Annotated in this window: 10 protein-coding genes; 4 read left to right on the top strand and 6 right to left on the bottom strand. The window is 39.5% G+C overall.

Going from position 1 to position 14,130, the window contains the following annotated elements:
• Positions 1–370: 370 nt before the first annotated feature.
• The 6 genes from H5092_RS11140 to H5092_RS11115 form a co-directional block, all read right to left on the bottom strand.
• Positions 371–808, bottom strand: coding sequence for an OsmC family protein (locus H5092_RS11140; protein ID WP_024593544.1), 438 nt, complete (start codon positions 806–808; stop codon positions 371–373).
• A gap of 124 nt (positions 809–932) precedes the next feature.
• Positions 933–1,073: a DUF2256 domain-containing protein gene (locus H5092_RS11135; protein ID WP_182733499.1), complete on the bottom strand. Its 141-nt coding sequence runs from the start codon at positions 1,071–1,073 to the stop codon at positions 933–935.
• Between the two features lie 2 nt (positions 1,074–1,075).
• On the bottom strand, positions 1,076–2,605 hold the full coding sequence (locus H5092_RS11130) for a cryptochrome/deoxyribodipyrimidine photo-lyase family protein (protein WP_182712563.1): 1,530 nt from the start codon (positions 2,603–2,605) through the stop codon (positions 1,076–1,078).
• Between the two features lie 445 nt (positions 2,606–3,050).
• The gene (locus tag H5092_RS11125; protein WP_024598256.1) at positions 3,051–4,043 is read right to left on the bottom strand and encodes a carbohydrate kinase; all 993 of its coding nucleotides are present in this window, start codon (positions 4,041–4,043) and stop codon (positions 3,051–3,053) included.
• A 63-nt stretch (positions 4,044–4,106) separates the two neighbouring features.
• The gene (locus H5092_RS11120) at positions 4,107–6,695 is read right to left on the bottom strand and encodes a TonB-dependent receptor (RefSeq protein ID WP_024597027.1); all 2,589 of its coding nucleotides are present in this window, start codon (positions 6,693–6,695) and stop codon (positions 4,107–4,109) included.
• Positions 6,696–6,929: 234 nt separating this feature from the next.
• Positions 6,930–8,087 (bottom strand): ROK family transcriptional regulator, encoded by a 1,158-nt coding sequence (locus H5092_RS11115; protein WP_206016098.1) that lies wholly within the window; start codon positions 8,085–8,087, stop codon positions 6,930–6,932.
• Positions 8,088–8,373: 286 nt separating this feature from the next.
• Here H5092_RS11115 and fucP point away from each other — a divergent pair, with 286 nt between their 5' ends.
• The 4 genes from fucP to H5092_RS11095 all read left to right on the top strand — a co-directional run bounded on the left by fucP (position 8,374) and on the right by H5092_RS11095 (position 14,126).
• Complete coding sequence (gene fucP / locus H5092_RS11110) at positions 8,374–9,681, top strand: L-fucose:H+ symporter permease (protein ID WP_029753314.1); 1,308 nt, start codon at positions 8,374–8,376, stop codon at positions 9,679–9,681.
• A 131-nt stretch (positions 9,682–9,812) separates the two neighbouring features.
• Positions 9,813–10,421, top strand: a complete 609-nt coding sequence (locus H5092_RS11105; RefSeq protein ID WP_182733498.1) for a flavin reductase family protein — start codon at positions 9,813–9,815, stop codon at positions 10,419–10,421.
• Positions 10,422–10,464: 43 nt separating this feature from the next.
• A complete protein-coding gene (locus tag H5092_RS11100; RefSeq protein WP_182733497.1) occupies positions 10,465–12,414 on the top strand; it encodes a S9 family peptidase in 1,950 nt (649 codons plus the stop codon).
• Positions 12,415–12,470: 56 nt separating this feature from the next.
• On the top strand, positions 12,471–14,126 hold the full coding sequence (locus tag H5092_RS11095; protein WP_182733501.1) for a YHYH protein: 1,656 nt from the start codon (positions 12,471–12,473) through the stop codon (positions 14,124–14,126).
• Positions 14,127–14,130: the final 4 nt, after the last annotated feature.

Genomic DNA, 14,130 nt, shown 5'->3' with positions numbered 1-14,130 from the left:
GGGCTCGATAACTGCTCCTGCGTTATTCTACTGGCTTACATCCATGTAAGAATAAGTAAAAACCGAGCAAAGCTTCCGCGTCCTGCTCACGCCCCTTACCTACATCCATGTAGGCAACAAAGAGTCAATCGTCCCTAGAAAGAACCCAAAGGGCAGCGCATGTTTGGCATCTATGCTGCGTTATCACCTATTAATGGGGAATAACCACACAACATAGGCTCTGCCTAGCCTAAATACCAAGCACACTGCTGTAAATTCAACCACCAAAGAACAACACGCCCTAGAGATACTTCTTTATAATAAAAAAGCCAAGTAAATATTTACTTGGCTTGTTTAGTAAGGGACTGTCTAAATAGTTAAGTCTAAATATTTAAAATGCTGATTGAAGTGTCGCATCTAGTGATATTTCGGTATTTAAGAGTTTTGAAATAGGGCAGCTCTTTTTGGTTTGCTCACATAAAGCTTGAAACTGCTCGTTTTGAATATCATCAATACGCGCTTTTACCTCAAGGGCAATATGCGTCACCGAAAAACCATCATCTACTTCATCAAGGCTTACAGTGGCTTTAGTATCAATTTTATCTGCGGTAAAGCCTGCATCACCTAATGCAAGTGAAAGCGCCATACTAAAACATGCACTGTGCGCTGCACCTACTAATTCTTCAGGGTTTGAGCCCGCCTCATCTTCAAAGCGGGTATTAAAACCATAAGGTTGTTTATTAAGCGCGCCACTTTGAGTTGATATGCTACCTTTGCCTGTTTTAATGTCGCCAGACCATGTTGAACTTGCCGTTTTTTTAATCGTCATCATCTTCTCCTTGCTAGAGTGTAAGCTTTTCAGGTTATCTAAGCGTTATTTACAAAATAAACTTATATAAAGCCTTAAAAGCACTAATTACTGATGATGTTGCAAAATAGGCGCCAGTTAATTGTTACCCCTGTTTATTTCGCTTACAGCGCTCTGAACAGTAAATAACGTTATCCCAGTCGCGCTGCCATTTTTTACGCCACGTAAAAGGTTTACTACAAATAGGACAGATTTTTTGAGGTAAGTTTAGTTTTTTGTGCGCCATGCTTACTTAGCCTTACTGTTATTTTTAGTATCCGTTTTACTTTTTGTTCGAGTAACTTTTTGAGTCCCCCCAACGTGCTTTTTAAGAATTTTCCCTATGGCACGTTTAACATCGGCTCGCTCACGGTATTGCCATAAGCGTTCGCGTGCTTCTTTTGAGGCCGCTGTTAAATCAAGCATGGGTTCAGGGTAATCCTCCCCTAACTTAAAGTCGTTAAAGAGTGCTTCCATTGGAGTTTGCTCCCAAGGCTGATGTAAATATTCAATAGGGAGTTTTTCAAGCTCGGGGCACCACTTTTTAATAAACGAACCTGTTGGGTCTTGATCTTCTGATTGCTTAATTGGGTTGTAGTGCCTAATGGTATTAATACCTGTGACCGAGGCTTGCATTTGAATTTGCGGATAATGAATCCCTGGCTCAAAATCTAAAAAGTAATTAGCGAGCGGAAAGCTTGCTTGCTGCCAACTTATATTTAAATGATGCGTTACAAAGCTTACAAGCATGGCGCGCATTCTAAAGTTTATATAACCGGTGGCTTTTAAGCAGCGCATGCAAGCGTCAATAATTGGAATACCTGTTTGACCTTGCGCCCAGCGTTCAATATCGTTTTTCACACGTTCATCATCACGATACGGAAATACGTGATAACCCGGATTAAGAGCTAAAAACTCCATAGAGCACTCGCTTTCAAACTTTTGCATAAAGTGGCAGTGCCAATGCAAGCGCGATACAAACGCTGCTAGTGGGCGTTTCCAACCTCTTTTGTCAGGGTGTTTTGAATGATATTCATCAATGGTCATTTGATACACTTGCCTAAGGCTAATGTTCCCCCATGCTAGATAGGGCGAAAGCCGAGAGCAGTGGGTTTGGCTTAAACTTGGGCTCGATATTCCCTTTTGATAACCTTTACCGCGCTCGGCAAAAAAACTCTGCATTACGGTTCGCGCATGCAGTGGGCCACCTTGTTGAAAGCTGTCGTGATCTTGAGTGTAAGCGCTTGGCAGCTCAGGCGCTTGATAGTTATTAAGGGTAATTGTTTTTATACTCTTCCAATTAGGAACAGCAATAGGTGCTTGCATTGTTTGCTGCCAGCGTTCGTTCCAATTATTACGATTTTTTTTGCCGCGAATTACCGCGCCTGTTTGCGACTCTTGCCAATTAATGTGGTTATGCTGGCACCATGCTTTTATTGCCTTATCGCGCTCAAAGGTGTTGTTTAAGCCTATTTCTTGATGGCTAAAAATATTAACTATTTCAAACTGCGTCTTTATCGACTCAAGTAAATCGTTCATATTTAAATTAAATATATAAACACAGGCGTTAAAACGCGCTAGCTGATTATTTAACTCAACTATCGATTGATACACAAAGCGCCAGTGCCGCTCATTGTAGTGTGCATCTTCGAGCAGTAATGGCTCAAAGTTATAAAATAACAGGGTCGGTAAGCCATTACTAAATGCATTTTTTAATGGTTGATGATCGCTAAGACGTAAATCACGTTTAAACCACACGATGTTTATTTTTTCTTTCATACTGGCAATATTAAAACCGTGGCATTATAAATAATAGGACAAAACCAATACGTATTAAATGTAAAAGAAGACTAGTGTAAAAACGATTTTGATATAGGCAACTCATGTTAAGGTGATACTAAAATGAGTCGCCAATAAAAGAAGTATTATAAATAGGGAGAATTACCGTGATAGTTAAGCAATTTTGGCACTTGCAGTCATGTGAGAGTACACCTATTAAAGCTTCACCAATTGCAACTACTTCCATTATCTTTTCCTAAAACTTGCGAGGGTATCGCTTTGTATGACGATACCCTCAGTTAGGGTAAAATTAAAAACGCTTACCAATAGTAAAGCTAAAGACACGAGATATGACAACGCGCGCATTAAATATAATTGATTGATCTGCTACCGTTTCACCTGAGTGAAACTTCCCTCTGATAAGTTTCCTGAGTTATTTAGGTTTTTAACATCGACACGAAGATTTAAGGGTACTCGCCGAGATATCATGGTATGTAGGTAGGGCATCAAAGGCTCCAAACGTTGCTACAGTTTTGGCTCCGCATTTAGTAGCAAAGTCGATAGCCTTTGAAACGTTAGTAAAGTTATTTGCCCAGTCAGTAAATTCTGTTTTATTACTCACTAGCGAAGATATTTGATATAAAAAACCACCTACAAACGCATCGCCTGCAGCTGTGGTATCCACAACATATGCCTTAGGGCAAGGATAAGTACCACTAAATGAGCTAGATGAAAAAGTAATAGGCTCGCCACCATCGGTCATTAAAACTAAAGCTACGCCACTATCTACCCAACTTCTAATAGTGGTATCAATATGCTCTATTCCATAAAGCGAGATCAGCTCATCTTTACTCGCTTTAATAACATCAACTGTTTTAGCAACATCCTCAATAACAGATTTAGCTGTGAGTGGTTCATCCCAGAAGGCTGAACGAAAGTTAATGTCAAAGCATGTAACCGAGCCTGATTCTTTAAAGTGTTTTAGCGCATGTAAGGTTGTATTTAATACTAAAGGTTTTGCAAAAGAGCCTGAACAAAAACTCACAATTTTAGGTGTTGAAAATAAAGAGGGCTCTAAATCGGTTATTTGTAAATCGTAATGTGCAGCATCTTTATCGTAAAATTCAAATGTACGTTCACCGTTTTCATCCAACGATACGAACGCGAGTGCCGTCTTCCCTTTTTTTGAAAAGCCAACATAAGATGTGTTTACATTATACATTTTGAGTGCATTTATTAAAAAGCGACCAAATTTATCATTGCCTACTTTACCAAGCAAATAACTTGAACCACCAAGCTTTGCTACGGCTACAGCAACATTAGCGGGTGCGCCTCCGGCAAACTGTGTGAAGTCTAGTTCGCTATTTGATGCCTTATTGTGCATGCAGTCATGTGAGAGTATATCTATTAAAGCTTCACCAATTGCAACTACTTCCATTATATTTTCCTAAAAATTGCGAGGGTATCGCTTTGCATGACGATACCCTAGATTAGAGTAAAATTAAAAACGCTTACCAATAGTAAGGCTAAAGGTACGAGGTAAGACAACGCGCGCATTAAATGTAGTTGCTTGACCTGCTACCGTTTCACCTGCGCGAGGATCCCCCTCTGATAAGCCTTCTGAGTTATTTAGGTTTTTAACATCGGCACGAAGGTAATAACCGTCTTCGTTTTCAAGGGATAAACCAAGGTTTAACATGCCATACATAGGCAGTTCTGCTGTGTTGGCGTCGTCGGCATAACGTTTACCGCTCCAAGAGTAGCTACCATGAATAGCTGCCATACCCCACGAAAAATCTTCAAACTGATAGCTACTAGTTAATTGGCCAAAGTGCTTAGGCACACGTACAGGTAAGTTGCCGTTTATATCAATAGAGGCAGAGCTTCCATTAGCATCCAAGTATTGCGCCGCTGGTGTGTTTACAAATTCGGGTGATTGGTACGTTGCAGATACACCAATGCGCCAGTCTTGGGTGATTTGCAGGTTAAATTCGGCTTCTACACCTAAGGTTTCTGTGTTTCTAAAGGCTTGACGTTGCACTACTTGACCATTTTCAACAGTAGGTACATTAAAGAATAAATCATCCGCAGCGGCGAAATAACCGGTTACAAATGCTGCGACATCACCTTCGTTATATTTAATGCCCACCTCGGCCATTACCGTTGAAGCTGGTTGTGTTTCGCGTCTCTCAGAGTTATTAAATTGATTAATTTCCTCTTGACTAGTTAGGTTGGTAATCGCCATGTATTTATCTACATCAGGCATACGAAAACCATCTGCATATCGAGTGAATACCGCTAAGTCGTCGTTAAATTTGTAGTTAGCTGCAATTGTCCATGCCATTTCGTTGTATTCAACATCAAAGTTTCGGTAAGTCCCATCACCAAAGGGCAGGGTAATATTCCCATTGACGGTATCAGTATCGCTGGCAAAACTGTCAATTGTGTAATTAGCTTGGTTTTGCGCTTCCCCATCTGCTTTGAGGGTTTCGTACCTTAGGCCCAGATTAAACGACACATCTTCAAGCTCGTATTCAAAGTCAGCAAAGGGCGCAAGGGTATTTTCACTATAAACAATATCGGCAAAACCATGTGATCCAGCCTGAATACCTTTGTAAGTACCGCTGGCAATGTCAAGACCTTGTGCATCTGTAAATACAACATCTAAGCGCTGCGGCAGGGGCTCTACTGATTGCAGTGTATTAATTCGATAGTCGGTAACATGGCCATTAATATTAGAGAAGAATAAGCCAAAATTAGCATAAAGAGTCCCTTCGCCTACATCATCAAAGGTGTAGTTGAATCTGGTTTCGTTTTGAAAGTTATCGCCTTCAAAACGTCTATGCCAAAAGCCTGCGTTTATTCCGTATCCATTGGTGTTGTAGGTATTTACGTTGCTTGAATCAGCCAATACAAAGCCGTTTCCTGCATCGCGTATATCGTAACTTAGGTTACCATCAACCATGGCACCTGCAAGGACATCAGTATTTGCAGCATATATAGCTTGTGCTTTACTAGCTAACGATTCGGCGTTACCTACGTTAATGATGCCGGTAAAGGTTGTTAGCATATCGGTATAACGCATTTGATTTGAAAAGACTAAGTTTTCGTTGATTTCAATTTCGGTTGTATTGCCAAAGTAGGTCACATTAGCGTAGTTACCATCTGCAATATCCAAATCAATGTCGCCGCTTGGGGTGTTATTAAGAGTTAATAAACGCGCACCTGCTGAGTTACCGGTGGTGCCATCTCTGATATCCATCCCGCCTGGGATTGTTTTAGCATTGGTGGTTGAGCCTATTAATGGCTGAGGAATAAAAAAGAATGATCTATCGTTTTGTTTATTAAACTCAAAGCGGGTAAAGCCGCTGCCATCTTTAAAAAAGTGCTTAATATTGCCATTAAGCTCACCACCTTGGTTAGCTGTATACCCCGGATCGCGTGCGGAGTCATCCTTGCGATACCAAGCGCCAACAGCATAGGTTGTCTGATCGTCTATTGATCCGCTAACCCAACCTTGTCCACCTAGGCGGTTGTTGCTGTTGGTTTCAAAAAACACATCACCTTGGGTATCATCGGAGCCTTCACGAGAAATAAAATTAATAAACCCAGCTGGCGCGCTACCAACAAAAATTGACGAGGCACCACCACGAATAGCTTCAACGCTGCCAACAAAATTAGATAAACGGGTAAAGCGATCATTTTGAGTAAATAAAATATCTTGATTATAAAACACGGTCATACCATCACGAAGTAGTGCTGTAAACTCTGTTTGCGTTGATAACGGAAAGCCTCGTGGGGCTACGTTGTTACCGGTTTCTCCACCGGTGTCTTCGGCATGAAAACCAGGAATACTTCGCACTAATTCAGCAACACTGTGCGGAGCCAATTGCTCTAACTTTGCTTCGTTAAAGGTAGTTATTGCATTAGTTGATTCGATTTTCTCTTTTGGCCGAGATGTTCCCGTTACAATGATGCGCTCAAACCCTAAATCACTTTTTGCTTCTTGTTGCTCTTGTGACAAGACGCTAGGGGATATGGATAGACCTACAGCGACTGCAATTAGAGTCATTTTTGCTGATACTTTCATTTTTCTGTTCTCTCTTTGTTGTGTGTGTATACAAATTTGCGGTTTTATTAATCAAACATGTCAGTGTTATCAAATTTGTAAATAGAATGTAGAGAACTTAAAATAATAAATCAACTATTATTACTTATTATTTTTTGTACAGCTTTTTGATTGTTTAAGTGAATTTTTTACCTCTGATAAAAAATAAATAAGCAGCCAACGTTACCGATGGCTGCTTTTTAACTTTAAAGTATATTAGTGGTGTGAAAGGCTTGCGTGATCTTGAGAAAAGTTGATAAGTAACGGAAGGTTAGCGCAGCCTACTGATTGAGCCTTGGCGCCAATAGAGCCACTTTGTACTTCACAGCGATTAATACCGCGATGATCAGCCTGGCTCAATTTTAACTTTGTTGCCAAAACTATTTTTTCTCTGACATTGATAGGAATGGCGCCATCAATGACAATTGCCTCAAAATCAAAAATAGCTAAAGAACACAATGCCGCGTAGGCGAGGCCATCTGCAACTTGGTCTATCCACTTATCGAGTACGGGGCCTAAGTCTCCCCAATACTCTTTTGAACTCCATAGTATGTCAGTATTGTAGCCATCACCTTTGAGCATTTTTTCGAGAATATACAGTGATGATTGCATAATAAGTTGTTGGGAGGTTAGTTGTCCTTCTCTATTAAGCATAGGCCTAGGTAATGAACCTATAGCGCCGGCATTACCTTTTTTACCAGTAAATAAGGTTTCGTTTATAACAACTCCACCACCAATAAAAGTACCAATAAAAATATATAAAAAATCGCTAAAACGAGCAGGATTACCAAAGCTTAATTCAGCTGAACAAGCCGCAGTATCATCATTACATACATACACGGGAAGGTGTACAATTTGATTTATTTTTTCTTTAAAATCAAAAGACTTCCATTCATTCAATACTGTTTTTGGAGCGCCGGCTTCTTCTGTCCAGTTCCAAATTTCGTAAGGGGTTGCAACACCCACACCTAAGATACGCTTGGCTAATTCGTCACTTAAGCTCATTTTAAGTACGCTGATCCCTTTCTCTAAAAAGGTTAGCAAGCTCTGTACTGTGGGGTAAGCGCAGTTTTCGTGCAAAGTTGCGCGTATATTTCCTACTAAGTCAATCAAGGTTAAATCAAAACTGCGACGACCTACTTTTAAGCCAATTCCAAATGCACCATCTGGATTTAACGCAAATGGGATGGTTGGTTGGCCAACCTTACCACGCTGAGGGTCTTTCCGTATTAATAACGATTCGGCTTCTAAACTATTGATAATTACTGTGACGGCCTGTGCTGAAAGCCCTGTTTTTTGTGCAATTTCAGCTTTTGGAGCACTACCGTGTTGGCGAATTAATGACATAATTCGGCGTTCATTATGAGCACGCAGGCCAGATTGGCTTCGGCCTTCTTGTAAAGAGAGTCGAGGGTTTTTAGATTTGATAATTATTCCTACCTAGTTGTTATTATCTTGAATAACCTGATTAATTGTACACCGAGTGTGTGTAATTGGCGACTATATTAGCTTTATTGCCGGGTTCATTTCTTATTATTAAATTTACGACAGAGTATAAATAAGTCACAGGAGGTCAATAAATAACTATAGTTGATTTATTGACGGAATGATATTTAACTGGTTAAATGCTTTACTTAACATTAACAACTGAGACACGGCAATGACCACACACACACACACACAAACACCTCTTGTCTCCAAGGAGATGGTGGTTCCCTTTATTTTACTTGTTCTGTGCTTTGCTGCATGGGGAGCTGCGGCAAACATGACTGATCCGCTAGTAAAAGTGTTTAGTAAAATTTTTACTATGTCGTCAGTGCAGTCTGCATTGGTACAATTTAGCTACTATGGAGCTTACTTTTGCCTAGCTATTCCGGCGGCATATATCAATAAACGCTTTTCGTATAAAACAGGTGTGTTAACCGGTTTAGGGATGGCTGCAATCGGAGCATTTTTGTTTTATCCCGCCAGCCAAGCAATGACTTATGGTTTTTTTTTAGTGGCTTTGTTTGTGTTAGCTGGAGGCTTATCTATTTTAGAGACATCAGCAAACCCTTATGTAATGGGAATGGGCACCCAACAAGGTGCAACTCGCAGGTTGAATTTGGCGCAATCATTTAACCCTGTCGGTACTAACATTGGTGTTTTTTTAGCCGCCACCCTTATTTTACCAAAGCTCAATACCGCAACCTCTGGTGAGCGCACAAATATGAATAGTGAGCAATTAACTAGCATTATAAGCGCAGAACTTGATGCAGTTATGGTGCCTTATGTTGGTATGGCTTGTGTGTTGGTTTTTATTTGGTTGGCAATTGCGTTTACTAAAACACCTAATTTTTGTAAGCAAAAAAAAGTCTCTAAGCATGTAGAATTTAGTGCAACGTTTAAGCGCTTGTTTAAAAATACCCATTACCGCTTTGGTGTTATCGCCCAGTTTTTTAATGTTGCGGCGCAAACTTGTGTATGGACATTTACCATCCAGTACGTAATGGAGGCACTCGATACAAATGAAGTTACTGGGGGAAGTATTTTACAATACAGTATGATCACCTTTTTAGTTTCTCGATTTGTAATGACCTGGCTTATGGGATTTATTCGTCCTGCCAAACTGTTAATGGCAACCTCTATTATTGCAATGCTGCTGTGTTTTTATATGGTGAAAATGCCAAATATAAGTGGCGTATGGGCGCTGGTAAGTATATCGGCTTGCTTGTCGTTAATGTTTCCAACTATTTACGCGATTTCACTACATGGGTTAGGCGATGATGCAAAACTAGGTGCTGCTGGTTTAGTAATGGCTATTTTAGGTGGAGCGATAGTTCCTGTATTCCAAGCTGTGTTTATTGATACATACAGTGTCGCGTTTTCTTATGTTGTGCCTGCGGGGTGTTTTATTATTGTTGCAGCTTATGCTGCATTTGATTTAAAAACAAAAGTCAGAGTATTCAATAATGTAGCGCCTTGCTAAATGGATTGAAAACCGAGCCTGAAGGCTCGGTTTTACTTTTTAACTTTTCTCATTTGTAAATCTTCTTTAACCCCAACCTTCATCGGATTAAGATATTAGGCATGTTGATATTCTTATTTAGTTGAAAAAATATGTTTTTAGATCTCACCGAAAATACCAACCAAAATGTTTACTCTTACTTAGTAGGCGGTATCAGCCCAAGGCCTATCGCATGGATAAGTACATTAAATAGCGAAGGTAGTGCAAATATTGCGCCTTATTCATTTTTTACTGTGGCTAGTTGCAGGCCAGCTGTTTTAAGTGTTACGCAAGTAAACCCTAGTGATAAAACGAATAAAGATACGCTTAGTAATCTAATGGCAACTAAAGAATGTGTGGTTAATATTGTCAGCCAAGAGCTAGTTGAAAAAATGAACCAAAGTTGTGCAAATTATCCTAGTGATATAAGCGAGTTTGATGCAGCTAACATTGCCCAAGCTCCAAGTAAGTTAGTTAACGCGCCAAGCGTTGCCGATTCAAAAGTACGGTTTGAATGTAAGTTACGCGAAGTTATTAGTATTTCAAATGAGCCTGGCGGTGGAAAAATGATGTTGCTGGATGTAGTGGGTATTTGTATAGACGATGAAGTGATGAGTGGTGGCTATATTGACCCTGAATTATTAAATGCAGTGGGCAAAATGGGCGGCGATTACTTTAGTACAACCAAAGATAAGTTTTTGCTTAAAAGGCCACAGTTGTGAAATAATCGTTTACCTAGGAATATAATAATAAAAGGATTTACGAATGTTTAAGTACATTTTCACTTTGTTAATTGCTTTGCAAAGTTTTGGCTCTTTTGCCACACAAGATAAAAAACTACCTATAGAGGTTTTTGCAGGCTTAAAAGATTTTAGCCAAGTGAAGCTATCTCCCAATGGTAAGAACCTCGCTTTTATAAGAAACCATCAAGGGACTTTAATCTTAATGGTTAAAAACTTGGAGACGGGGGTTACAACACCAATTATAAACTCAAATAACCATACAGTGTTTTTTGATTGGTATAACTGGGCAAATGATGACGTACTGTTACTTGGTGCTCGCTATATAAAATATCAGTTTGGCGGAGTTAAATATACATCAACGCTTATGTATGCGTATAACTTTAAAAATGATAAAGGTCTTAAATTAGCTTTTAAAGCCAACACAGTAAGAGATGAAATCCAGCCACAATATTCAGACCGAATTGTTAGTTTTTTACCTGAAAAAGAAAATAAAATTTTAGTTCAAGGGGATTTTAAAATAGCAAATACCCCAGCAGTTTATGAGTTAGATTTAACCACATTACGTAAGACACAAATACAAAGACCACGCAGTAATGTAGTTACTTGGTTTGCCGACAGGCAAGGTAAAGTTCGTATTGCAAAAAAAATGGACGATACGCAATTTACTTACGATTATTTTGATGAGAATAAACAGTCGTGGGAAACTTTATTTGATTATGAGGTTTTTAGTAAGCAAAGTATTTCTATATTAGGGTTTGATAAAGACTCTAATTTTTTATACATCACTGCGTTACATGAAGGGCGCGATGCATTATTTAAACTCAATTTAACGACTAAAGCTCGCGAGCTAATTTACAGTAATAGTAAATATGATTTTGATGGGTCTATTTTTTATTCACAACAAACTGGCGAAGTTGCAGGCTTTACTGATTCACATTTAGATGATGGTATTAAATATTGGGATAAAGACTTAGATAAATTACATCGTTCTTTGCGCGTATCACTCCCTAAAGATGAATATAAATTAGACATTGTAAGTACCAGTAAAGATCAGCAAAAATATATACTCTATATCAGCTCAGACAAAACGTCTGGTAGTTATTTATTTGGGGATAGAGTAAAAAAGCAGGTGAGTGCAATTGCTGATGTTTATCCGCAAATAGATGCCTCTGTATACAGAGGCAAAAAGCGCATTAGCTACAAGGCAAGAGATGGCTTGAAAATAGAAGGCTATCTAACTCTACCAGTAGAATATAAAGAAGGTGATAAGTTACCAACAATTATATTTCCACATGGCGGCCCCATGGCAAGGGATTATGCTAATTTTGATTACTGGACAGCTTTATTAGCCTATAACGGATATGCTGTTTTACAGCCTAATTTCCGTGGTTCAAGCGGCTATGGGCACGACTTTTTAATGCAGTCAATTCAAGGTTTTGGTTTGGCTATGCAAGATGACTTGCAAGACGGTGCAAACTGGTTAATTGACCAAGGAATAGCACAAGCAGATAGCATTTGTATTGGTGGTGCTAGCTATGGTGGCTATGCAGCGTTAATGGCTGTAATTAAGCACCCAGAAACGTTTAAATGTGCAGCTAGTTTTGCTGGGGTAAGTGATTTACAGTATTTAGTGAGTAAAGCACGACACTTTACAAACAAAAATATCGTTAGAAAGCAGTTTGGAACTGATGATGATTTACTAGAAGCTAATTCTCCAGTGAATTTTGCTAAAAAAATAACAAGACCAATATTGCTTGTACATGGAACTGACGACAGTGTGGTACCTGTTTATCATAGTAGAGAAATGCAGGATGAACTTGATGATGAAGCAAAAGATGTTACTTATATTGAGCTTGAGGATGGCGATCATTACTTATCTTATCAAGAACACAGAGTTAAAACTCTTCAGGCATTTTTAGACTTTTTTGATAAACATTTGAAAAAAATAAATAGCCAGACTCCAGTTAAATAGCAAAAAGACAACTTAGGTTGTCTTTTTTGATCACAATCTTCCTTTGTTTGTGCACATTGTTTGCACTTTTACTTGTTAACTTTGTTTTATTAAACGTTAAAGTAAAGGTTCAAGCATTGAAAACACTTCTTAAAACAAAAGCCGCTAATGCAACTAAGTTATTTGCGTTAAGTGCGCTTTGTATCGCTTTAAGCGCATGTAATAGCGATTCAACAAGTACTGCAACAGACGGCGATACAGTCAGTAATAGTGCTCCAACGGTTGATGCTGGTATTGACCAAACTGTTAATGCGGGCGATACCGTTTATTTAAGTTCAATGGTTGAAGATGACGGTGAAGTATCGGTTAGTTGGTCACAAACATCAGGCACTACCGTTAGTTTATCTTCAAGTACTGCAACGTCTACAGAGTTTGTTGCACCTGAAGTTTTAACCGATGAAGCACTTGTATTTGAAATTAGTGCAGATGATGGCACAAACGATGTCGTTGTAGATACAGTTATAGTTAATGTTATTGCTTCATCAGACTCAGATACAGTTGATAATAGTGCAAAACTTACCAGCTGGTTAATTAACAACGATACAACTTCTACATACATACAAAATAATGGTGCAGTGGTTGAAGATGTTCAATCAGTTGAGGTTGTTAGCGTTACTGAGGAAGATGCTGACGTTGAATACATGTATGTGCAAACTACTGACATTCCTAAATATGATGTAACGCTTACACAAGACCAAGTAGACGCGTTAAATAACCGCCCGCGTGCAGCTACCGATTTTTATAACGGTGTAACTTCTGCAGCAGTAGGGCAAACCATTTCCTTTGGTGAAGATATTGGCTATAACAGCAGCACTGAAAACTGTGATGACACAGGCGGTGCAGGTTATTGGCCTCCAGGACCGGGTTGCCCAACAGAACAAGCGGTTGAAGCGTATTTTCCGCTAACACCTACCGATTTATCTGACGCTGAAACTTGCGAAACAGGTTTAGGTACAGTTGGCTTAATGGTTAATGGCACCAGTATATTTAACTGGGGCGATGGTATGAGCTACGGAAATAATATTTGGTATACATTAGCGCCCATTGCTGAGCAATATGATGTTGATGTGTGTGGCGGACATGCTGCTAACGGTGAATATCATCACCATTTTTATACTAGTTGCTTAGCTGATTTACTCGAAGATGATGGCGATGCGCATTCACCTATCTATGGGTTTGCAGCTGATGGCTATCCGCTTTATGGTCCTTATGAAAGTAACGGACAACTAGCATTAAGTGGCTGGGAAATGCGAGATTACGGTGCACCTACAAGTGAAGGGGGTTGTGGTACTGAGGGTGAGCGAAGCTGTACCTTAGTTGATCAATACGATGTTAGCCAAGGTACACAAACAAGTGATGCAGGTCCTGCTATAGGTGCACAAGTAACGACGCTCTCTGGTAATACATTGAATGCCGACGATGGTTATTACTTTGAAGATTATTACTACGCGCAAAAAACAGTAACCGGTGCTCAATTAGATGAGCATAACGGCCACGATACTAATGATGGTAAGGGTTATCACTACCATATAACACTAACGTTAGACAGTGATGGTAAATTACAGCCTTCTTTTCCTTATCAAATAGGGCCTCGTTTTAAAGGTCAATTAGCCGCTAATTCAATTGGTCGCTGTGATACTGGCGAAACAATGGGTCCACCACCGGGAATGTAAGGAG

Origin of the sequence: Pseudoalteromonas sp. SR41-7 (assembly GCF_014163935.1) — a bacterium.
GTDB lineage: Bacteria > Pseudomonadota > Gammaproteobacteria > Enterobacterales > Alteromonadaceae > Pseudoalteromonas > Pseudoalteromonas distincta.
Note: the sequence above shows the minus strand (reverse complement) of the source record. Positions and strands in the feature narration are given on the sequence as shown.